The 21,144-nt window shown below is 54.3% G+C and carries 22 protein-coding genes and 2 tRNA genes; 5 read left to right on the forward strand and 19 right to left on the reverse strand.

The features are described 5' to 3' along the window. Positions 1–260: 260 nt before the first annotated feature. The 19 genes from DK872_RS22575 to mltB form a co-directional block, all read right to left on the reverse strand. Positions 261–337, reverse strand: a tRNA-Arg gene (locus DK872_RS22575). A gap of 4 nt (positions 338–341) precedes the next feature. Beyond that, positions 342–434, reverse strand: a tRNA-Ser gene (locus DK872_RS22580). A 336-nt stretch (positions 435–770) separates the two neighbouring features. Beyond that, positions 771–956 (reverse strand): carbon storage regulator CsrA, encoded by a 186-nt coding sequence (gene csrA / locus DK872_RS22585; RefSeq protein WP_007370562.1) that lies wholly within the window; start codon positions 954–956, stop codon positions 771–773. Between the two features lie 240 nt (positions 957–1,196). Next, entirely contained in the window at positions 1,197–3,827 is a 2,631-nt protein-coding gene (gene alaS, locus DK872_RS22590; protein WP_161518870.1) for an alanine--tRNA ligase, read from the reverse strand. Positions 3,828–3,957: 130 nt separating this feature from the next. Further along, on the reverse strand, positions 3,958–4,458 hold the full coding sequence (gene recX / locus DK872_RS22595) for a recombination regulator RecX (protein WP_007370559.1): 501 nt from the start codon (positions 4,456–4,458) through the stop codon (positions 3,958–3,960). Between the two features lie 68 nt (positions 4,459–4,526). Next, complete coding sequence (gene recA, locus DK872_RS22600) at positions 4,527–5,591, reverse strand: recombinase RecA (RefSeq protein WP_007370558.1); 1,065 nt, start codon at positions 5,589–5,591, stop codon at positions 4,527–4,529. A gap of 90 nt (positions 5,592–5,681) precedes the next feature. After that, complete coding sequence (pncC, locus tag DK872_RS22605) at positions 5,682–6,179, reverse strand: nicotinamide-nucleotide amidase (protein ID WP_007370557.1); 498 nt, start codon at positions 6,177–6,179, stop codon at positions 5,682–5,684. A 189-nt stretch (positions 6,180–6,368) separates the two neighbouring features. Continuing rightward, positions 6,369–7,247, reverse strand: a complete 879-nt coding sequence (locus DK872_RS22610) for a metal ABC transporter substrate-binding protein (protein ID WP_161518898.1) — start codon at positions 7,245–7,247, stop codon at positions 6,369–6,371. A gap of 12 nt (positions 7,248–7,259) precedes the next feature. Continuing rightward, positions 7,260–8,123, reverse strand: a complete 864-nt coding sequence (locus tag DK872_RS22615; RefSeq protein WP_007370555.1) for a metal ABC transporter permease — start codon at positions 8,121–8,123, stop codon at positions 7,260–7,262. Then, the gene (locus DK872_RS22620; protein WP_149288417.1) at positions 8,120–8,794 is read right to left on the reverse strand and encodes a metal ABC transporter ATP-binding protein; all 675 of its coding nucleotides are present in this window, start codon (positions 8,792–8,794) and stop codon (positions 8,120–8,122) included. Before DK872_RS22620 ends, DK872_RS22615 begins: the two co-directional genes overlap by 4 nt. A gap of 485 nt (positions 8,795–9,279) precedes the next feature. Next, complete coding sequence (locus tag DK872_RS22625; RefSeq protein ID WP_079517467.1) at positions 9,280–9,966, reverse strand: D-lyxose/D-mannose family sugar isomerase; 687 nt, start codon at positions 9,964–9,966, stop codon at positions 9,280–9,282. After that, complete coding sequence (locus DK872_RS22630) at positions 9,963–10,880, reverse strand: ROK family protein (protein ID WP_071921284.1); 918 nt, start codon at positions 10,878–10,880, stop codon at positions 9,963–9,965. The genes DK872_RS22625 and DK872_RS22630 overlap by 4 nt, the downstream gene beginning before the upstream one ends. Positions 10,881–10,928: 48 nt before the next feature. Further along, a complete protein-coding gene (locus DK872_RS22635; protein WP_035890278.1) occupies positions 10,929–11,789 on the reverse strand; it encodes a ketose-bisphosphate aldolase in 861 nt (286 codons plus the stop codon). 81 nt (positions 11,790–11,870) lie between these two features. Next, on the reverse strand, positions 11,871–12,722 hold the full coding sequence (locus DK872_RS22640) for a class II fructose-bisphosphate aldolase (protein WP_007370550.1): 852 nt from the start codon (positions 12,720–12,722) through the stop codon (positions 11,871–11,873). 11 nt (positions 12,723–12,733) lie between these two features. Next, positions 12,734–13,825 (reverse strand): PTS fructose transporter subunit IIC, encoded by a 1,092-nt coding sequence (locus DK872_RS22645; RefSeq protein ID WP_007370549.1) that lies wholly within the window; start codon positions 13,823–13,825, stop codon positions 12,734–12,736. A gap of 18 nt (positions 13,826–13,843) precedes the next feature. Next, positions 13,844–14,158 carry a PTS fructose transporter subunit IIB gene (locus tag DK872_RS22650; RefSeq protein WP_007370548.1) on the reverse strand — a complete coding sequence of 105 codons (315 nt, stop codon included), beginning with the start codon at positions 14,156–14,158 and terminating at the stop codon, positions 13,844–13,846. Between the two features lie 19 nt (positions 14,159–14,177). Beyond that, entirely contained in the window at positions 14,178–14,648 is a 471-nt protein-coding gene (locus tag DK872_RS22655) for a PTS sugar transporter subunit IIA (RefSeq protein WP_007370547.1), read from the reverse strand. A 25-nt stretch (positions 14,649–14,673) separates the two neighbouring features. After that, positions 14,674–16,227: a transcription antiterminator gene (locus DK872_RS22660; RefSeq protein WP_035890275.1), complete on the reverse strand. Its 1,554-nt coding sequence runs from the start codon at positions 16,225–16,227 to the stop codon at positions 14,674–14,676. Positions 16,228–16,580: 353 nt separating this feature from the next. Next, positions 16,581–17,663, reverse strand: coding sequence for a lytic murein transglycosylase B (mltB, locus tag DK872_RS22665; protein ID WP_035890274.1), 1,083 nt, complete (start codon positions 17,661–17,663; stop codon positions 16,581–16,583). A gap of 273 nt (positions 17,664–17,936) precedes the next feature. Here mltB and DK872_RS22670 point away from each other — a divergent pair, with 273 nt between their 5' ends. From DK872_RS22670 to gutM, 5 genes are all read left to right on the forward strand, one after another. After that, positions 17,937–18,497, forward strand: coding sequence for a PTS glucitol/sorbitol transporter subunit IIC (locus DK872_RS22670; protein WP_007370544.1), 561 nt, complete (start codon positions 17,937–17,939; stop codon positions 18,495–18,497). Beyond that, positions 18,494–19,453, forward strand: coding sequence for a PTS glucitol/sorbitol transporter subunit IIB (locus DK872_RS22675; protein WP_007370543.1), 960 nt, complete (start codon positions 18,494–18,496; stop codon positions 19,451–19,453). Before DK872_RS22670 ends, DK872_RS22675 begins: the two co-directional genes overlap by 4 nt. 9 nt (positions 19,454–19,462) lie before the next feature. After that, positions 19,463–19,825, forward strand: coding sequence for a PTS glucitol/sorbitol transporter subunit IIA (srlB, locus tag DK872_RS22680; protein ID WP_007370542.1), 363 nt, complete (start codon positions 19,463–19,465; stop codon positions 19,823–19,825). 17 nt (positions 19,826–19,842) lie between these two features. Beyond that, positions 19,843–20,622 (forward strand): sorbitol-6-phosphate dehydrogenase, encoded by a 780-nt coding sequence (gene srlD, locus DK872_RS22685; RefSeq protein ID WP_072439150.1) that lies wholly within the window; start codon positions 19,843–19,845, stop codon positions 20,620–20,622. Between the two features lie 118 nt (positions 20,623–20,740). Next, a complete protein-coding gene (gene gutM, locus DK872_RS22690; RefSeq protein WP_071921289.1) occupies positions 20,741–21,097 on the forward strand; it encodes a transcriptional regulator GutM in 357 nt (118 codons plus the stop codon). Positions 21,098–21,144 lie beyond the last annotated feature (47 nt).

A 21,144-nucleotide genomic window follows, 5' to 3' on the forward strand; every position in this document is an offset into this window, starting at 1 on the left:
AGGATTCGAACCTCCGACCGCTCGGTTCGTAGCCGAGTACTCTATCCAGCTGAGCTACGGATGCATCGGGAATACTTATTTACTACGCTGATTCAGTGCTGCATTCCTCGCCACACTGACAAAGATGGTGCATCCGGGAGGATGACTCGTCTTTCGACTTGCCCTGCGGGCCGTTGCTAAAGCAACGTTATCCACCCTGGTGCATGCGGTTTTATCCGCCGTTTCGGAAACAACAAATTCGCTGTCATTCCCTCAAAATATGGTGCATCCGGGAGGATTCGAACCTCCGACCGCTCGGTTCGTAGCCGAGTACTCTATCCAGCTGAGCTACGGATGCAAAATGGCGGTGAGGCGGGGATTCGAACCCCGGATGCAGCTTTTGACCGCATACTCCCTTAGCAGGGGAGCGCCTTCAGCCTCTCGGCCACCTCACCACACGCCTCTTTCGAGTGCTTTGAAGAACTTGTTGAGAGCTCATCGTCGCTGCGTGGCGCACATATTACTTTCTGGGACTTATAAGTCAAACAATTTTTCCAGCCCCTGAATCGTTTGCACACTTCGCAGTCAATTAGCCTGTAAAAAGGCCAAAAAGGATGTTTTCTCAGCAGAATTTCCGCCGCTTCGCTGGAGAAAAACAGAAACAAACCTGCCACGAAAATACGAGCCTGATATAAAAAATCAGCGGGCTGAAATAAAAAGGAAACCTGGAGAGGAGAAAATCCGGAGGAGGTGTTGCGTCTCGCCGTACAACCGCGAGACGCATAATAGCATCAGTAGTTGGACTGCTGTGATTTTTCAGCCTGGATACGCTGGTAGATCTCTTCACGGTGAACAGATACTTCTTTCGGGGCATTAACGCCAATGCGCACCTGGTTACCCTTAACCCCTAAGACAGTCACAGTGACCTCATCCCCAATCATGAGGGTTTCACCAACTCGACGAGTCAGAATCAGCATTCTTTGCTCCTTGAAAGATTAAAAGAGTCGGGTCTCTCTGTATCCCGGCATTATCCATCATATAACGCCAAAAAGTAAGCGATGACAAACACGTAAAGTGTAAGCAGTCACGGCATCACATTCTGTTAAACGTAAGTTTAGCCGATATACACAACTTCAACCTGACTTTCTTGTTATCAATAGCGTAGTGGCAACAAGGCCATAATCGGTAAGATTATGGCCTGTGCATTCGCTTTGTAGTTATGACAGTTTCGCGCTTACCCAGTCTTTAACACTGGCAAGAGCAGCGGGAAGCGCAGCCGCGTCGGTACCACCGGCTTGCGCCATGTCCGGACGTCCCCCCCCTTTGCCCCCAACCTGCTGGGCAACCATACCAACCAGATCCCCTGCTTTCACACGGTCAGTCACATCCTTCGAGACGCCCGCAATCAGAGAAACTTTCCCTTCAGCCACAGTGGCGAGAACAATAACAGAAGCGCCTAACTGGTTCTTCAGATCGTCCACCATGGTACGCAGCATCTTCGGCTCGACGCCTGCCAGTTCGCTGACCAGCAGTTTCACGCCGTTAACTTCAATCGCTTTGCCGGACAGGTTCGCGCTCTCCTGCGCTGCTGCCTGCTCTTTAAGCTGCTGCAACTCTTTTTCCAGCTGACGCGTACGATCGATAACGGTACGCACTTTGTCACTGAGGTTCTGGCTATCGCCTTTCAGCAACTGCGCGATATCGTGCAGTTGGTCGCTCTGCGCATGCAGGCTGGCAATCGCACCTTCACCGGTAACCGCTTCGATACGACGAACGCCAGCAGCAGTGCCTGATTCAGACACAATGCGGAACAGACCAATATCACCGGTGCGGGACGCGTGCGTACCACCGCACAGTTCGGTAGAGAAATCGCCCATGCTCAGTACACGCACGCGCTCATCGTATTTCTCGCCAAACAGCGCCATCGCGCCATTCGCTTTCGCGGCTTCCAGATCCATGATGTTGGTTTCGATCGGCAGGTTACGGCGAATCTGCGCGTTCACCAGATCTTCCACCGCGCGGATCTCAGACGGTTTCATCGCCTCGAAATGAGAGAAGTCAAAGCGTAGCGCTTTGTCATTCACCAGCGAACCTTTCTGCGCGACGTGAGTACCAAGAACGGTACGCAATGCAGTGTGCATCAGGTGCGTTGCAGAGTGATTCAGGCGGATGCGCGCGCGACGCGCTTCGTCGACTTCTGCTTTCACACCGTCACCCACTTTCAGAGTCCCGGTCGCCAGCTTGCCGATGTGGCCAATCGCCTGACCATATTTCTGCGTATCCTGCACGGTAAACGTAAAACCGTTGCCTTTCAGTTCGCCTTTATCGCCAACCTGACCGCCGGATTCTGCATAGAATGGCGTTTCATCAAGCACGACAACCGCTTCCTGGCCTGCAGCAATCGCGTTCACCGATTTGCCGTCGACAAACAGTGCGGTCACTTTACCGTTCAGTTCAAGGTGATCGTAGCCTTTAAATTCCGACGCGCTATCAACGCGAATCATCGCGTTGTAGTCTGCGCCAAATCCGCTGGATTCGCGTGCGCGGCGGCGCTGCTCTTCCATGGCGGCTTCAAAACCGGCTTCATCAATTTTCAGGTTACGCTCGCGGCAAACGTCCGCGGTCAGATCCATCGGGAAACCGTAGGTATCGTACAGACGGAAGACTGTTTCGCCGTCCAGCGTATCCCCTTTCAGTTTTGCCAGCTCTTCGTCCAGCAGCGCCAGACCGCGCTCCAGAGTACGGGCAAACTGCTCTTCTTCAGTTTTCAGAACCTGTTCAACCTGCGCCTGCTGGCGTTGCAGATCTTCACCGGCAGAGCCCATCACAGCGATCAGCGGCGCAACCAGTTTATAGAAGAAGGTGTCCTTCGCGCCCAGCATGTTACCGTGGCGGATAGCACGACGGATGATACGACGCAGCACATAGCCGCGGTTTTCGTTCGATGGGATCACACCGTCAGCAATAAGGAAAGCACAGGAACGAATGTGGTCCGCGATAACGCGCAGGGATTTGTTGCTCAAATCCGTCGCACCGGTCACTTTCGCTACGGCTTCGATCAGCTTAACGAACAGATCGATTTCATAGTTGGAATTCACATGTTGCAGTACGGCTGCCACACGCTCCAGGCCCATACCGGTATCCACTGACGGTTTCGGCAGCGGTTCCATGGTGCCATCGGCCTGGCGGTTAAACTGCATAAAGACGATGTTCCAGATTTCGATGTAACGGTCACCATCTTCTTCCGGACTGCCCGGAGGGCCGCCCCAGATGTGATCGCCATGATCGTAGAAAATCTCGGTACACGGACCGCACGGACCGGTATCGCCCATCTGCCAGAAGTTATCAGACGCGTAAGCTGCGCCTTTGTTATCACCGATGCGAATAATACGCTCACGCGGGATACCAACTTCTTTTTCCCAAATTTCGTAGGCTTCATCATCCGTTTCGTACACCGTCACCCACAGACGCTCTTTCGGCAGGTTGAACCAGTTTTCACCGGTCAGCAGTTCCCATGCATACTGAATAGCATCATGTTTGAAGTAATCGCCGAAGCTAAAGTTGCCCAGCATTTCAAAAAAGGTGTGATGACGTGCAGTGTAACCGACGTTTTCCAGGTCATTGTGTTTACCACCGGCACGGACACAACGCTGTGCCGTGGTGGCGCGGGAATAATTACGTTTGTCGAGCCCAAGGAACACATCCTTGAACTGGTTCATCCCTGCGTTGGTAAACAGCAAAGTCGGGTCGTTATTTGGCACAAGGGAGCTGCTGGCAACTACCTGGTGTCCTTTGCTATGGAAAAAATCGAGAAACGCCTGACGGATCTCAGCGGTGCTCTTGCTCATAATTATCCTGAAATCAAGCTAACGAAATGTGGTAACCAGCCGCCGCCATGACATAGCAGACGCGCCAGTTACTGGAAAAAGTGGGAATAAGATAAGTTTTCTTTAGTGCGAAGTAAAATCCCGTATGCGCTCAGTCGGCAAAATTTCGCCATATCTCCTGAATATCTTCCTGCAAAAAGCCACGATAGAGCAAAAAGCGTTGCACTTTTACTTTCGCGACAAACTCTGTCGGCAGTGGTTCTCCATACTTGCGCAGCGCCTGATCGCGAGCGCTGGCGACCCAGTCGATATCGCATTCGCGCATCGCCTGTTCCGTCGTTTCCCGCGCTATCCCTTTTTGATTCAGTTCCTGGCGAATACGAACAGGCCCATAGCCTTTGCGCGCCCGGCTGGCGATAAACTGACGCACGAAACGGGCATCATCGAGAAAATGGTGCTCAAGACACCACTCTACAATCTGCACCACCTCTTCTTCCGTACAGTCGAGTTCCTCCGGGCCGTTTTTCCCCATTACCGGCGCCGTCAATTTGCGGCGAAACTCTTTTTCACTGTGATCGCGCATCGCCAGAATCCGCATCGCCCGATCGCGCAAACGGGGAAGAGCAGAGCGGCGGGGAGTATCGTCAGACATGGCTCATTCCTGTGGTCGCAGAAAAGCAAAAGGGCTGCATCAGCAGCCCTCGATTGCGGTTCAGATTATCAGAAATCTTCGTTGGTTTCTTCAACGTCTTCGCCGTTGCTATCCACCGAGAATTCCGCAGCGGAATTCTGATTACTGAGCAGAATCTCGCGCACTTTTTTCTCGATCTCTTTCGCCGTTGCCGGGTTCTCTTTCAGCCAGGTTGTTGCATTCGCTTTACCCTGTCCGATTTTTTCACCGTTGTAGCTGTACCAGGCACCCGCTTTTTCAATCAGCTTCTCTTTCACGCCAAGGTCAACCAGCTCGCCGTAGAAGTTGATACCTTCACCGTAAAGGATCTGGAATTCAGCCTGTTTGAACGGCGCAGCGATTTTGTTTTTCACCACTTTTACGCGGGTTTCGCTGCCGATAACGTTGTCACCCTCTTTTACCGCACCGATACGGCGAATATCCAGGCGCACAGAAGCGTAGAACTTCAGTGCGTTACCGCCGGTGGTGGTTTCCGGGTTACCGAACATCACACCAATTTTCATACGGATCTGGTTGATAAAGATCAGCAGCGTATTGGACTGTTTCAGGTTACCGGCCAGCTTACGCATCGCCTGGCTCATCATACGTGCCGCGAGGCCCATGTGAGAGTCACCGATTTCGCCTTCGATTTCCGCTTTCGGCGTTAATGCCGCCACGGAGTCGACAACCAGCACGTCAACTGCGCCGGAGCGCGCCAGCGCATCACAGATCTCCAGCGCCTGCTCACCGGTGTCCGGCTGGGAGCACAGCAGGTTGTCGATATCAACGCCCAGCTTACGGGCATAGATAGGATCCAGCGCGTGTTCCGCATCGATAAACGCACAGGTTTTACCTTCGCGCTGCGCTGCAGCAATCACCTGCAATGTCAGCGTGGTTTTACCGGATGATTCCGGCCCGTAGATTTCGACGATACGCCCCATCGGCAGACCGCCCGCGCCCAGCGCGATATCCAGCGAGAGCGAACCGGTGGAGATGGTTTCCACATCCATGGAGCGGTCTTCACCCAGACGCATGATGGAGCCTTTACCGAATTGCTTTTCGATCTGACCCAGTGCAGCTGCAAGCGCCTTTTGTTTGTTTTCGTCGATAGCCATTATTACTCCTGTCATGCAGAGTGAAGCGCGTTACGCCCCGCGGTGAATTACTGTTCTGTTGTCGCAATTATACTGTATGGTCATACAGTATCAAGTCTTTTGTAGAAAATGTTGCCAGAGGGTTTGCAGCGCATAAGCCGTCGCCTGCCTGCGCACCGCTTCGCGATCGCCAGGAAAGCATTCGCGCCGCGTAATCCCTTCCCCACTGACGCTGGCAATGCCAAACCAGACGGTGCCGACCGGCTTCGCTTCACTGCCGCCATCCGGCCCGGCGATACCGCTGATCGAAATAGCATAATCGGCACGCGCCGCTTTCAGCGCGCCAATCGCCATTTCCACCACCACCGGCTCGCTCACAGCACCGTGCGCATCCAGCGTGTCGGGCTGCACACCAATCATTTGCGCTTTTGCTTCATTACTGTAGGTAACAAACCCACGTTCAAACCAGGCGGAACTGCCGGCAATGTCAGTGATGACCTTTGCAACCCAGCCGCCGGTGCAGGATTCCGCCGTCGTTAGCGTTGCGCCGCGCGCTTTTAAAGCCTGCCCGATACGCTCACTCAGTTGCATTAATTCAGTGTCCGTCATGATGGCTCCCGTGCACAAAAATCGTGGCGGAAAAGATACCACTTTCCGGGCAAATATGGGGACGGGTTAATGAATTTACGAGGAGGCTTCCGAAAAAAGCGCGGTAGAGAAAATGGCGGCCCTAACCACAGACCCGGCCGCCGGGTAATTCGCCGGATAGCGGTTGCCGCTTATCCGGCTTATTGGGAGTTATTTCATGCTGTTTGCGATGGTGTCAACGTTATGGCGAAACGCTTTCTGATAAGTATCCGCCACGCCGCCTTTCGCGCTGAGCGCTTCCGGATAGAGTTCACCGCCCGGCTGCGCGCCGGTCGCGCTGGCAATCTGTTTTACCAGACGCGGATCGAGCTGGTTCTCCATAAACCAGACGTGAACGCCATCGGCTTTAATCTGTTTAATCAACGACGCTACCTGTGCTGCGCTGGCTTCACTCTCCGAGGAGATCCCCTGCGGCGCCATAAACTCAACATTGTAGGCACGGGCGAAATAGCCGAAGGCATCATGGCTGGTCAGCACTTTACGTTTCGCCTGCAGGATAGCGCTGAAGCGCTCTTTCGCCCAGCTATCCATTTGTTTTAACTCGGCGATATAGCGCTGGCCGGAAGCATTAAGCGCGGCTTCATCTGCCGGATCGGCTTTCACCAGCGCGGCCAGAATATTTTGTGCATACAGCGCACCGTTGGCGGCGCTGTTCCAGGCGTGAGGATCGGTCACGGTTTTACCATCCTCTTCCAGAGTATGCGTGGATACGCCAGTTGAAGCCACCACCAGTTGGCCTTTAAAACCGGAGGCTTTCACCAGCCTGTCGAGCCAGCCTTCCAGCCCTAAACCATTAACCACCACTACATCGGCTTTATTCAGCAGCGCGCTGTCTTTTGCCGAGGGTTCAAAGGTATGCGGATCGCCATCCGGCCCGACCAGCGCCGTCACCTTTACATGATCGCCGCCAACTTCTTGTGCGATATCACCGAGAATAGAAAAACTGGCCACCACATTTAATGTTTTTGCCATCGCGCCCTGCGCCATCAAGCCCAGCGCAAGCGCCAGCATCACCCCTGTACGTTTCATCATTTCCCCTTGCTATGTTAAAAGCGCACGCAGGCTTTGAGCCAGCCCGCTGCGCGTGCCAAATAAAATGGAAAAAAAGAACACCGCGCTGGCGGTCAGCACAATGGCGGGGCCAGCAGGCAGGCCCGCCATCCACGATAAACTTAAGCCCAGCCAGGCGCAGAGCGCGCCGGTTATCGCCGCCAGCAGTAACAACGCCGGTAGCGTGCGCACCCAACAGCGCGCCGCCACTGCGGGCAGCATCATGACGCCCACCGCCATCAACGTGCCGAGGACCTGAAACCCGGCCACCAGGTTTAATACCAGTAACGCCAGAAACAGCCCGTGCAGCAATCCCGGCAAGCGGGATGCATTCACCTGCAAAAACGCACTGTCGAACGCTTCGCTGACCAGCCCGCGATACCCCACCGCCAGCACGATCAGCGTCAGGCTGGCGACACCCGCGACAAACAGCGCCGCATCACTATCCACCGCCAGAATCGAACCAAACAGTAGGTGCAACAGGTCAACGTTCGAACCGCGTAACGACACCAGCGTGACGCCCAGCGCCAGCGAGCCAAGATAAAAACCGGCAAAGCTGGCGTCCTCTTTCAGCGGCGTACGGCGGCTGACCCAGCCAGCGACCAGCGCCACGGTGATGCCTGCAATGAAACCACCAATACTCATCGCCAGCAGCGACATGCCGTTCAGCAAGTAACCGACTGCCACACCCGGCAAAATGGCGTGCGAAAGCGCATCACCCATCAGGCTCATACGACGCAGCAGCAAAAAGACACCCAGCGCCGTGGTGCTAACCGAAAGCGCCATGCAAACCACCAGAGCGCGGCGCATAAAACCAAATTCAATAAACGGCTGGAAAAAGAGATGCCAGATCATGCGCTGCACACCTCAGCCGTCGCCTGAGACTGAGCGGATGCGCCCCACTGCGCGGCTTTTTCGCCAAGGCGCAAGGTTTGCGGAAAGTAACGCGCCACGCGTTCACTATCATGTAGCACCGCCAGAATGGTCTGCCCTTCGTGATGCATATCAACAATTTGTTCCATCAATATCTGCGAGGTAATTTCATCAATGCCAGTGAAGGGTTCATCCAGCATGACCAGCGGCGCGTTTTGTACCCAGACGCGGGCAAATAACATGCGCTGGAATTGCCCTCCGGAGAGCGTATCAATGGTTTCACGCGCCATGGCCGTTAAGCCCACGCGTTCCAGCCCTTGTGCAACCCGCATACGCGCATCACGATTCAGGCCGCGAAACAGGGAGATACGCGGCCAACAGCCCATGCAAACCACATCCTGAACGGTAAGCGGAAATTGTGATTCCAGCGCGTGACGCTGCGCCAGCCAGCCAATTGTCGGGCGTGATGGTTGCCAGCGCAGCACGCCGCTCACCGGAGGTAAAAATCCGGCCAGCGTTTTTAATAATGTCGATTTGCCGCAGCCGTTAGCGCCGACAATAGCGGTCATACTTCCGCGCTCCAGCGTGCCGCAGAGCGAAGGGGTAATTGCCAGCCGGTCATATCCCGCCACTAAATGGTCAAGTTCAATCATGGCAACGTGACCGCCCAATCAGTCAGGAGCCAGAGCACCAGCAATAACGCGACGGCCAGCAGCAACCGGGTCGCACCAGACAGAGAAAACAGAGTTACGGGGATCATCGATACGCCTCAAATATGTTATAACGTAACAATAAACATTCACGGCGTTGATGTAAATGCAGAGGCGAAACGGGAGTGCATCGAAATGTTTCAGATTCCCCTCCAGTAGGCTATCTCTTGATCAGATCGTCTGATCAAGAGGCTTCGCTGGGTGATATTCTTCAACGATATTCTGAAGCCTGAACCAGGCCGTGCCATATCACTACCCAGCTGTCATCCATCGCCCCATCTTCGCAAGAGCCATTTACACTCATGTTTTTCCCATGGATGGGAAAAAGGCTCAAAAAAATCCCCGACGACCACATCAGGGATTTGAGTATAAGAAACAGAAAAGGGAAAGGGGGGAAAACGCGCTGTCCACATAAGATACCGTTCGTGTCACGTCACATTCAAACGATCATATTCTTTGCATAACAACCACTTCACGGGGACATCCTCCTCAATGGTCGGAAAACGCCCGCCAGGTTCGAGGAAATAGTTATCGCGCTTATCGTCATTCACCATCGAAATCTCCCAACCGAGCACAAGCGTTTTCTCGGCCCAGAAACGGTGATACAAACGCGGCGGCAGACACACCCCCTGCCCCGGTTTTAACACCAGCGTCTCGCCGGGCTTAAACGTACGTTGCCGCCCGTCCACGCTCACTTCAACCATGCGCCGCTCGTCAAACAGCGCCTCATCCGTCGCCCAGCCGAGCTGCATACACAAATCGCCGCGGCCCCGGTTCAGAATGTCTTTCATCTTATGGGTATGAAAATGCCACGGCGTCTGCTGCTCCTGCTGAATTTGCAGCATCTTTTCGGCATACGGCTTTGGGTACGCTCTCGAATTCAGCGCGCCGTTACGCAACGTCAGCAGCGTCAGGCCAATCTTGTCGAAATCACCCCGGCCAAAATCGGTGATATCCCAGCCCAACTGCAGATCCAGTACTTCGCCCCACTCCCCCAGCGGCTGCTTTCGCCAGGCATCGGCGGTAAAAAATGCAAACTCCGGCAGGCACACCCCGAACGTCTCGGCGATGGCATGAGCTTTATCAATGGCATAGTTAATCTGTGAACGTTTCATTCTGTTCTCCCGGTTCGAATGGCAAGCCAGGCAGCGCCACGCATGCCGCTGCTGTCGCCGTGGTGGGCTTTCACGATGGGGGTGGAGAAATGATCGGTAAAAACGAAGTGGGCCACTTCGGTGTCCAGGTTCGCGATAAGCAACGCCGCATTCGACAGCCCGCCGCCAATCACAATCACACCTGGATCGAGAAGATTCACTACCGTCGCCAGAGTGCGGGCAAGCTGCTGGCGAAACCGCGCTACCTGCCGCACGGCATCGGGCTCCCCCTGCTGCGCCAGCGCCACAATCGCATCGCCCGTAAGATGCTGTCCGTTAAGCCATTGATAGCGTTCGCTCAACCCCGTCCCGGAGACAAACGACTCCACGCAGTTATCTTTACCGCAGTAACAGCGCACTGGCGGCCCATCGAGTTGCTCGCTGTAGCCAGGCAGGGTGATATGTCCGCACTCGGCGGCATTCCCCCACGCGCCAACAAACGGCTGGCGGTGAATGGCTATCCCGCCACCGCAGCCGGTACCGAGCGTGATACCGAACACGACTTCATGCTGCTGCCCCGCACCGTCACAGGCTTCCGACAAAGCGAAACAGTTTCCGTCGTTTGCCACCACCATTGTCTGCCCCAGCAACTGCTGGAGATCCGTCTGCAACGCGCGACCATTAATTACCTGGATATTAGAGTTCTTAATCAGACCGCTCAGCGGCGAGACGCTGCCCGGCAGGGCAATCCCCGTCATCATCGGCAGTTGTATGTCATGGCTAATCTGGTCGATAAAGGCGACCACCGATTCCACAAACTGCGGATAACTCGCTTTCTGCGTCGGGCAACGGTAACGGGCTATTTCCTGCCCCTGTGCGTCCATCACCACCGCCGCCATTTTCGTGCCGCCGATATCCAGCCCCAGGTAGTACATATCTCTTTCCTTATTGCGAAAGAGGCGGGCGAACCCGCCTCAATGGCCTTAGTAGAGTGACGCTTTCCCGGTTGATCCAAACAGCTTCATTTTGTGGCGGATCACATCTCGCGCAGCGTTGATCGCATCCGGATAGATCACGTTCGGATCCCACCAGGTTTCTCTGGCAAGGATCTCACGCACTTTCTGGAAGTAGGCGTACTTCATGTCGCTGGAGATATTGATTTTGCCCACCCCCAGGGTCACGGACTCGGCGATTTCTACATCCGGGTTGGCCGAACCTCCGTGTAGCACCAGCGGAATATCCAGACGCCCGGCAATGTCGCGCAGAATGTTCATTTGCAGCTTCGGCTGCATCCCTTTCGGGTAGATACCATGTGCCGTCCCGATCGCCACCGCCAGAGTATCTGCCCCGGTGCGGGCAATAAAATCCTCTGCCTGTGTCGGGTCGGTATAGGTCACTTCCGACACGCCGCCTTCCACAGACGTGCCCGTCTGGCCGATGGTGCCCAGTTCCCCTTCCACCGAAACGCCCACTGCATGCGCCAGACGCACCACTTCTTTGGTCAGCGCCACGTTCTCCTCATAGGGCAGTAGCGAGCCGTCGATCATCACCGAGGTGAACCCGCACTGGATTGCCCGAAGCACATGCTCGACCGATGCGCCGTGATCCAGGTGCAGGGTGAACGGCACCGGGCTGCGCATGGTGATATCGCGGACATAGCCGAAAAAGCTATCCCCGACAAAATCGTGTTCGCTGGGGTGGATAGAGATAATTGCAGGCGTGTTGGTGGCTTCCGCTTCTTCCACCACCGCGCGAATGAAGCAGCTGTCCGCCACGTTGAACGCACCAATAGCGAAACCGTGTTGGCGGGTGGGTTTCAGTAACTCTTTCATCGAAATTAACATGTTAATTCTCCAGTTTCAGGGTGTAGCAAGCCCTGCCGGTGCATCGTTGCAGAGGCATAGAAGGCGTTACAGAAAAATGAATCAGGCTTTGCCGATGGCGCCGCTGGCCTGTAGATACGGGATAATGGCTTCCTCGCTGGCCTGCTCCATGGCCATCAGCACATCCACCAGTTCGCGAGAATGGTCATGACACAGGGTATGCAGCAGCGCGGCTTTCCCGGCTTCGAACACCGCAGCGCCGACGTTGATCTTGGCGACACCAAAGGACGGACAGCGCTGCATCTGGTCAAACGGGGTTCCGCTGCCGCCGTGCAATGCCAGGGGCACCGTCGATTTACGCGCCACCTCTTCCAGGCGTTGAAAATCGATGGCGGGCGTGATGCCGGGGGCGTACATGCCGTGCGCGGTTCCGACTGACACTGCCAGAAGGTCAATCCCAGTCTGCTGGATAAACGGCTCGACGTCGGCGGCCTGGGTCATCAGATCCGCATTGGTGGCGTGATCGTAGCGCGGTGCATCGGCCAGATGGCCTAACTCCCCCTCCACACACAGCCCGGCGCTGGCAGCCAGCTCAACCACCGCGCGGGTCTGACGGACGTTCTCTTCCAGCGGGAAGGCGGACGCATCAATCATCAGCCCGCTAAACCCGGCGCGAAACGCCTGGCGAATACGCACGGGATCTTTCCCGTGGTCCAGCGCCAGTGTGACCGGCACCGTGGCCTCCTCGGCCAACGCTTTTACCACCGCCACGGCAACCGGTGCCGGGAAATGGGCAAGATGCTCCTGATACAGGTTCAGGATGATCGGTGCGCGGTGTTTCTCGGCAACCCGAACCGCCGCACGGGCGCTTTCCAGGTTCATACAGTTGATAGCGAGCAACGCATAGTGTTCACACCAGGCTTTGGTCACCATGCTTTTCATATCGGCAAACATAGGGTCTCCGTTTATTCCAGGGTGAAGGTGATCTCTTCGTCTTTCAGTTTCTTATCGCTGAGCTCGTCAAACTCTTCGTCACGCTCGGTCACCGGTTTCTTCCACAGTGACAGCATCACGCCGCAGATAACCGTGCCGATCCCCAGCGCCAGGCAGAACAGCAGCGGATGGGTAAACAGCGGGACCACGAACATGCCACCGTGCGGCACCGGGCTTTCCACGCCCCACACCATGATCAGGCCACCCGCAATAGCCGAGGCCACCACACAGGAGCCGACCACGCGCAGCAGGTCACGCGCCGCAATCGGGATAACTCCTTCGGTAATCATGCAGATCCCCATCGGGAAGGCGGCTTTCAGCGCTTCACGTTCAGCGCGGGTGTATTTGTGGCGTGTCAGCAGGAACGAGAGGGTGATGCCGAACGGCGGAATAATAGAGCCGACAAACTTCACCGCTTCCGGCCCGTACACACCACTCACCAGCAGCCCATCGGCGAACAGCGACATGGTTTTGTTCACCGGGCCGCCGAAGTCGAACGTCGCCATTGCACCGAGGATGGCCCCCATCAGGAAGCGTGAACCACCCTGCATCGACTCCAGCATGTGGATCAGCGCTTCCTGCAGCCAGGCGATGGGTTTGCCGATCAGCGTCATCATCAGCAGGCCGCCGATAATGGTGCTCAGCACTGGCAGCACCATGATAGGCATCAGACCCTGCATTGATTTCGGCAGGCGAATATAGTGTTTAAGCAGCAGGACGGTGTAACCCACCAGGAAACCACCCAGCATCCCACCAATAAACCCGGTATGAATCTGTCCGCAGATAAAGCCAACAATCAGGCCCGGTGCGAATCCGGGGCGGTCAGCAATGGAGTAGGCAATGGCGGCGCTGATCAGGGGTACAATCAATCCCATTCCCCAGCCGCCAATCTGATTGAGCATCCAGGGGATGGTGCCCGTTTTTTCTCCAACGTTTGTGCCGCCGAGTACCTGGCCGAGGGCAATACAAATGCCCGCTGCCACAATTAACGGAATCATCCACGAGATGCCCGTCAAAAGATGTCTTTTTATTTCCTGCGAAACAGGAACTTTATTTTCACTCATGTGACCTCCAGATAAGGATCACGCATTAGCTAATGATTTCTCGACCTTTTCAAGAAACTGAACGGGTGATTTAATGACAATTTCGGTTTTAACTCGCACGATGCGTTTATTAATGAAGCGCTCTTCTCCTTTTATTTTGACATCGACCGCAAGAATAACGACGTCGGCTGCGGAAATATCTTCCGCCAGCAACTCATTTTCAGTACCGATAGTGCCCTGAGTTTCAATTTTAATATTATGCCCAAGCGCTTTCGCGCCTTTAATTAACTTCTCGCGGGCAATATACGTATGTGCAATTCCTGCCGTACAGGCAGCGACACAAACAATATTCATAACATACCCCACTTTTTATTTAGCAAACATCGGATTCAGCATATTGACTAAACAAGTCAATAATCTTTTGTGGACTGCTCTCTTCAAGTAATTGCTCGATGATGTCTTCATCCGCCAGTGCACCTGCCACCTGAGAAAGCAGGCGAATATGCGTCGTATTTTGATCTTCAAGCCGTACAGCAAATAAAATAATGCAGCGCACGTTACTGCCATCCAGTGTTTCCCAGGGAATATCGTGGTGTGTGCGTCCAATCGCCAGGGTGGTATTAACTACCGCCGAGGATTTACCATGGGGTATCGCGATATGATTTTCGAAGCCGGTCGATCCTTCTGATTCACGTTGCCAGACATCCTGAATAAACGTTTCCCGGCAACTAATAGCGCCATCTTTTTGTAAAAGATCGGTTAATTCCTCAATCGCCTCCGTTTTATTCGTAGCTTTCATATTCAAAATAACGCGATTTGTATTCAGGATTTTTGTTATGTCCATTAAACATACCTCATGGATTCAGATATTAATGTTCGACGACCAGAGACGTCGCACGATGCAATTTTTCCGTAATAACCGTTTCCGTCACGCGCTTAATATCGGCGTCATTAAAAAAAGCGGTGACGTATACCACTGGCAGAGCAATGGTCGGCAGATTGATCGTCGAGACAACCAGTTCAATATCTTCCGTCAGTACCGACGGCAAGCTCCCCGCAGAAACCACGCCAACGATGGTCCAGTCCGGGAAGGCGCGCAGAATGCGGCTTTTCAGCAGATGCGAGGTTCCGACACCCGTCGAACAGACCAGCAGTACGCGCTTACGGGCAATCTGTCGCTCCATCGCCGCCTGGAAATGCACGGTTAAATAGCCGACTTCATCTTCCGATACCGCCTGCTCGCCCCAGCCGCTGAACACCCGGTTCACCGCACACTGGGTCAGCCGCCAGACGTCCTGTAACTCGCCTTTGATATCGTCCAGCAGCGGGTTACGAATGCAAATCTGGTAATTGAGACGGTTAATCAATGGCTTAATGTGAATCAGTAGCCCGTCGTACAGCGCGATGTCCTGGCTAAAATCGCTGTCGACCATATCGGCGAAGGTTGCGATAAGCCGGCAGGTAATCAGCCGGGCCTCATCGCTGGAGTGCATATGGCCAATCACGCTGACGTCGTTATGCTCTTCGATGACCACGCCGGAAGAGATAATATATTGATAAATAAACCAAACTTCGTCTTCCGGCAGCGGATGGGCAATGCGTGTTTCGATACGCTGAATCATGCGGCTGGCAACAGAAAAGATGTTTTCATCGAAGACGCTGGCGTTATCGTCCTTTTTCGGCAGCGCATTGCCGCGCGTAATACGGTACATCATGATCAGGATATGAGTAAAAATATTGACGTAATACGGCTCGCCCAGCGACCAGCAGAGATCTTTTTCCATCTCCTGTAATAATGACTGAACGAATAAAACGTCTTCTTCGCCAAAATAATGGACCAGCGCGTTATAACTTCCCGGGTCGAGGCGGGAATAGATCACGCTGCCCGGTTCGTTATGGTTAATGATGCCATTAATCAGCGATGCCATTGCCTGACGCACACTACTTTCGCTGCCTTCGATATGCGTTCCGCTCTGGCTACGAATCAACGTCAATCCCAGCGGAGCAATCCAGGATTCAATCACTTTCAGATCGTTAACGATTGAAGCATTGCTGATAAAATAGCGTTCTGACAATTTGCTGATGGACGTTTCATGTGGCGTTTCGCTTAATAATTGTGAGGCTATTTTCACTCGCCGGGAATTGTTCATCATGCCATCGGTATCGTCACCTTCCACACTAAGTAGCTGCTCAAGATGCAACAGGTCCGTTATATTATCTGCGCTTAACATGACCCCGGCACCGGCACGTTTATTTATGCGAATACTCCATTCTGCTAGCCACGGCTCCAGCATTCGGAAATCGCGTTGAATGGTTTTTTCCGAAACATTTAAGTATTCAGCGATTTTTAACAAGGTAATAAATTCCCTTCGTGGAAGAAGGAATTTCAATAATCTGTTTTGTCGCGAGGTAATCATTTGCATTATTTACCCTTACGCAGATTAAAAATAATTAAGAAGCTCTCAACACATAAGCTCCACTTGCAATCCGTGATGATAAATATAAGAGGGTATTGAAATAACGACAATACTAAATCGTGTCCTGCCTTCCGGACAGAGAATAAGACAAGAAGGGGAATCTAAGAGATATTTCCAGCGCAGATCACACTTTTCACGCTAATTAACGTGATAGCGCTCGCAAATATGGGGAGGATAAAATTTTAAATCAGATAATTCTTTTGCGGATGTCCGGCGTTGCCCGTGTCAGGTTCAAAAAAATCCCTGACGACCACATCAGGGATTTGTGTATAAGAGACAGCCCGCAGAAGGGGGAGGGATCAGCGCACGCGCGCTAACGCCACAGCCTGGCCAAGCTGCCAGACCGCCATCGCGTAGTGGGTGCTGTGGTTATAGCGGGTGATGGTGTAGAAGTTCGGCAACCCGTACCAGTATTCATAACCAGTACCAATATCCAGGCGCAGCAGGCTGGCCTGTTGATGATTGCCCAGCGACTGCTGCGGCGTTAAACCTGCCGCCGCCAGTTGTCCGACGCTGTAGTTGGTTTTAAAGCCATTATCCAGCCCCGGCGCCTGGCCGTTGGCCGGTACAGCCACCAGATCGCCTTTCACCCAGCCGTGCTGTTTGAAGTAGTTCGCCACGCTGCCGATGGCATCGACCGGATCCCACAGGTTGATGTGACCATCACCATTAAAATCAACGGCAAACTCTTTATAGGAGGAAGGCATAAACTGGCCGTAACCCATTGCTCCGGCGAAAGAACCTTTCAAATCGAGCGGATCATCACTCTCATCGCGCGCCATCAGCAGGAAGGTTTCCAGTTCGCTGGCAAAGTATTGCGCGCGGCGCGGATAAGCAAAGGCGAGCGTCGCCAGACCATCCAGAATACGGGTTTTGCCCATCACCCGGCCCCAGCGCGTTTCCACGCCAATAATGCCGACGATGATTTCCGGCGGTACGCCATAGACCATCCACGCGCGATTGAGCGCATCTTCGTACTGGTTCCAGAACGCCACGCCGTTTTGCACGTTATCCGGGGTAATGAACTGTTTGCGATAGCGCAGCCAGGCGCCATTCGGCCCCGTCGGCCCGGTGTATATCGGCGCCTGTTTATCCATCAGGCGCAGCACGTAGTCCAGACGTTTCGCCTGCGACAGAATTTCGTGCAGTTGCTGGCGGTCAAAACCGTGCTTACTCACCATCATATCGATGAATTGTTCAGCGGCCGGATTATTGGCGAAGTCGCCGCCGGTCATCACTACCGAATGCTGCGGCTCCAGCAGAAAACCGCCGGAAGGCTTAGGTGATACGGTTTGAGGGGTTTCGGCAAGCTGGGGTTTACTGCTACAGGCACAGAGCACAACAAACGCAGGCAGCAACGCTGCGTAATAACGCTTCAACATGGGACATCCATTTTAAACGAATTCAGCCAGGAGCAAGTATGGTAAAGCATCTGGCTATCCACAAGGAAGCGACATCAGGCCTGCGCGCACGATCGCACCCCACTTTTTCTCTTCTCATTGCGTGTTCATTTAAAAGCGTCGCTCTTCGCATAACCTTTCACAATGATCATTTTTTCTTTCATAACGAGATCCAAATAACACATTTCAACCTTTCATCATGATTATGATAGCGCACGGTTAAACAACAAAACGACAACCCTACAGGAGAGAACAATGGAAACCATCACGCATGGTGCCGAATGGTTCATCGGGCTGTTTCAGAAAGGCGGAGAAGTTTTTACCGGCATGGTGACCGGTATTCTGCCGCTGCTGATAAGCCTGCTGGTAATCATGAATGCGCTGATTAACTTTATTGGTCAGCAGCGAATTGAAAAGCTCGCGCAGCGCTGCGCGGGCAATCCGCTGACCCGTTACTTACTGCTGCCGTGCGTCGGCACTTTTGTCTTCTGCAACCCGATGACATTAAGCCTTGGGCGCTTTATGCCGGAGCGCTACAAACCCAGTTATTACGCTGCGGCGTCTTACAGTTGCCACTCAATGAACGGCCTGTTTCCGCACATTAATCCCGGCGAGCTGTTTGTCTATCTCGGCATTGCCAACGGCCTGACCACGCTCGGTTTACCGTTAGGCCCGCTGGCAGTGAGCTATCTGCTGGTTGGCCTGGTCACTAACTTCTTCCGTGGCTGGATTACCGATCTCACAACGGCCATTTTCGAGAAGAAAATGGGGATTCAACTTGAACAGGATGTCCAACTCGCCGGAGCAACATCATGACCCACATTGTGATTGAAAAAGGCGCTGGCGGTTGGGGCGGCCCGCTGGAAATCGACGCCAGCGTTGAGAAGAAAATCGTCTATATCACTGCCGGAACACGTCCGGCCATCGTTGACAAGCTGGCGCAACTTACCGGCTGGCAGGCGGTGGACGGTTTTAAAGAGGGCGAACCACCGGAAACAGAGATCGGCGTGGCGGTGATTGACTGCGGCGGCACGCTGCGCTGTGGCATCTACCCGAAACGGCGCATCCCGACGGTGAACATCCACGCAACGGGAAAATCCGGGCCGCTGGCGCAATACATCCTCGAAGATATCTATGTCTCTGGCGTGAAAGAGGAAAACATTCATCTGCAAGGCGAAGCGGCCACGGCCAAACCGGCCGCCCGGCGGGAGTACGACAGCAGTAAAAAAATCACCGAGCAGAGCGACGGGCTATTGGCAAAAGTCGGTATGGGCATGGGCTCGGCAGTGGCGGTGCTATTCCAGGCCGGGCGCGACACCATCGATACGGTGCTGAAGACCATCCTGCCGTTTATGGCCTTCGTCTCGGCGTTAATCGGCATCATTATCGCCTCCGGTCTCGGCGACTGGATCGCCCACGGTCTGGCGCCGCTGGCCAGCCATCCGCTGGGTCTGGTGACGCTGGCGCTGATCTGCTCTTTCCCGCTGCTGTCGCCGTTTCTCGGCCCTGGTGCCGTGATCGCGCAGGTGATTGGCGTGCTGATCGGCGTGCAAATTGGCCAGGGGAATATCCCACCGCATCTCGCCCTGCCCGCGCTGTTTGCCATTAACGCACAGGCGGCTTGCGACTTTATCCCGGTCGGTTTGTCGCTGGCGGAAGCCCGCCAGGATACGGTTCGCGTCGGGGTGCCCTCAGTGCTGGTCAGCCGCTTTTTGACTGGTGCGCCAACGGTGCTGATTGCCTGGTTTGTTTCCGGTTTCATTTATCAGTAAGGAGCTGTCATGAGCGTTATTTATCAAACCACCATTACCCGCATTGGCGACAGCGCAGCGGATGCGCTCAGTGACAACATGCTGATTACATTCAGGGAAGGTGCGCCCGCCGATGTTGCCGAGTTCTGTTTTATCCATAACCACGGTGCGCTTAGCGGCGCACTGCTACCCGGCGCGCAATTCGAGCTTGGCGAACAACATTACCCGGTCACTGCCGTTGGCGACGTCGCCGAACAGAATTTACGTGAGCTTGGCCATATCACCCTGCGTTTTGATGGGCAAACGCAGGCGGAATACCCCGGAACGGTACATGTCGCAGGCCCGGTGCCGGACACTATCGCCCCCGGCTGCATTTTGAAATTTGTCGCTTAAGTCGTAAGGAGAAGAGTATGAAACAGGTTGCCGTAGTCATTGGCGGAGGACAAACCCTCGGGGCGTTCCTGTGCCGTGGGCTTGCCGCAGAAGGATACCGCGTGGCGGTAGTGGATATTCAGAGTGATAAAGCGGCGAATGTCGCCCAGGAGATCAACAGCGAGTTTGGCGAAGGGATGGCCTACGGCTTTGGCGCGGATGCCACCAGCGAACACAGCGTGCTGGCTCTGGCGCGCGGCGTGGACGAAATTTTTGGCCGTGCAGATCTGCTGGTCTACAGCGCCGGCATCGCCAAGGCGGCTTTTATCAGCGATTTTGCGCTGGGGGATTTTGACCGCTCGCTACAGGTCAACCTGGTTGGCTATTTCCTCTGCGCACGCGAATTCGCCAAATTGATGATTCGCGACGGTATTCAGGGGCGCATTATCCAGATCAACTCAAAATCCGGCAAAGTGGGCAGCAAACACAATTCCGGCTACAGCGCGGCAAAATTCGGCGGCGTCGGCTTAACCCAGTCGCTGGCGCTGGATCTGGCGGAATATGGCATTACGGTACATTCGCTGATGCTGGGCAACCTGTTGAAATCGCCGATGTTCCAGTCACTTATCCCGCAATACGCCAGCAAACTGGGCATTGCGGCTAACGAGGTCGAGCAGTACTACATCGACAAAGTGCCGCTGAAACGCGGCTGCGACTATCAGGACGTGCTGAATGTGCTGATGTTTTACGCCAGCCCAAAAGCCTCTTACTGCACCGGGCAGTCGATTAACGTGACCGGCGGCCAGGTGATGTTCTGACAATGCATGCGCCATCATCTGATGGCGCTTTGCTTACAGGCCTGTGCGTACTGTCTGAAAGCGAAACGTCGCAGGCCGGATAAGGCGTTACCCTGACGCAACAATAAAGGAGGACAGAATGGTTTCAGCCCTGATTACCGTCGCCGCCATCGCCTGGCTCAGCCAGCTAGCGCTTGGCGGCTGGCAAATCCGCCAGTTCAACCGGGCGTTCGACGCGTTGTGCCAGCGCGGACGCGTCGGCGTTGGCCGCTCCGGCGGGCGCTTTAAACCCCGCGTCGTTCTGGCCGTCGCTTTTGATAAGCAGGACTGTGTTTGCGATACGCTGCTGATGCGCGGCATTACGGTTTTCGCCCGCCCGGCAAAAATCAACCATTTAATCGGTGTGAAAAGAGAGGAATTAGAGCCTGATGTGATCTTTCCCCATGATCCGGCCTGTCAGAATGCTCTATCATTAGCGCTTAAAATGAAACATTGATAATTTCGTTGTGAACGCTATTAGCTTGCGAAATTATCATTTCGCAA

Origin of the sequence: Kosakonia sp. MH5 (assembly GCF_009935945.1) — a bacterium.
Taxonomy (GTDB): Bacteria; Pseudomonadota; Gammaproteobacteria; order Enterobacterales; family Enterobacteriaceae; genus Kosakonia; species Kosakonia radicincitans.

Bases quoted from the DNA above. Each gene is read 5' to 3' on its own strand.
- csrA (WP_007370562.1), bottom strand. From the start codon at position 956: ATGCTGATTCTGACTCGTCGAGTTGGTGAAACCCTCATGATTGGGGAT.
- alaS (WP_161518870.1), bottom strand. From the start codon at position 3,827: ATGAGCAAGAGCACCGCTGAGATCCGTCAGGCGTTTCTCGATTTTTTC.
- recX (WP_007370559.1), bottom strand. From the start codon at position 4,458: ATGTCTGACGATACTCCCCGCCGCTCTGCTCTTCCCCGTTTGCGCGAT.
- recA (WP_007370558.1), bottom strand. From the start codon at position 5,591: ATGGCTATCGACGAAAACAAACAAAAGGCGCTTGCAGCTGCACTGGGT.
- pncC (WP_007370557.1), bottom strand. From the start codon at position 6,179: ATGACGGACACTGAATTAATGCAACTGAGTGAGCGTATCGGGCAGGCT.
- DK872_RS22610 (WP_161518898.1), bottom strand. From the start codon at position 7,247: ATGAAACGTACAGGGGTGATGCTGGCGCTTGCGCTGGGCTTGATGGCG.
- DK872_RS22615 (WP_007370555.1), bottom strand. From the start codon at position 8,123: ATGATCTGGCATCTCTTTTTCCAGCCGTTTATTGAATTTGGTTTTATG.
- DK872_RS22620 (WP_149288417.1), bottom strand. From the start codon at position 8,794: ATGATTGAACTTGACCATTTAGTGGCGGGATATGACCGGCTGGCAATT.
- DK872_RS22625 (WP_079517467.1), bottom strand. From the start codon at position 9,966: ATGAAACGTTCACAGATTAACTATGCCATTGATAAAGCTCATGCCATC.
- DK872_RS22630 (WP_071921284.1), bottom strand. From the start codon at position 10,880: ATGTACTACCTGGGGCTGGATATCGGCGGCACGAAAATGGCGGCGGTG.
- DK872_RS22635 (WP_035890278.1), bottom strand. From the start codon at position 11,789: ATGTTAATTTCGATGAAAGAGTTACTGAAACCCACCCGCCAACACGGT.
- DK872_RS22640 (WP_007370550.1), bottom strand. From the start codon at position 12,722: ATGTTTGCCGATATGAAAAGCATGGTGACCAAAGCCTGGTGTGAACAC.
- DK872_RS22645 (WP_007370549.1), bottom strand. From the start codon at position 13,825: ATGAGTGAAAATAAAGTTCCTGTTTCGCAGGAAATAAAAAGACATCTT.
- DK872_RS22650 (WP_007370548.1), bottom strand. From the start codon at position 14,158: ATGAATATTGTTTGTGTCGCTGCCTGTACGGCAGGAATTGCACATACG.
- DK872_RS22655 (WP_007370547.1), bottom strand. From the start codon at position 14,648: ATGGACATAACAAAAATCCTGAATACAAATCGCGTTATTTTGAATATG.
- DK872_RS22660 (WP_035890275.1), bottom strand. From the start codon at position 16,227: ATGCAAATGATTACCTCGCGACAAAACAGATTATTGAAATTCCTTCTT.
- mltB (WP_035890274.1), bottom strand. From the start codon at position 17,663: ATGTTGAAGCGTTATTACGCAGCGTTGCTGCCTGCGTTTGTTGTGCTC.
- DK872_RS22670 (WP_007370544.1), top strand. From the start codon at position 17,937: ATGGAAACCATCACGCATGGTGCCGAATGGTTCATCGGGCTGTTTCAG.
- DK872_RS22675 (WP_007370543.1), top strand. From the start codon at position 18,494: ATGACCCACATTGTGATTGAAAAAGGCGCTGGCGGTTGGGGCGGCCCG.
- srlB (WP_007370542.1), top strand. From the start codon at position 19,463: ATGAGCGTTATTTATCAAACCACCATTACCCGCATTGGCGACAGCGCA.
- srlD (WP_072439150.1), top strand. From the start codon at position 19,843: ATGAAACAGGTTGCCGTAGTCATTGGCGGAGGACAAACCCTCGGGGCG.
- gutM (WP_071921289.1), top strand. From the start codon at position 20,741: ATGGTTTCAGCCCTGATTACCGTCGCCGCCATCGCCTGGCTCAGCCAG.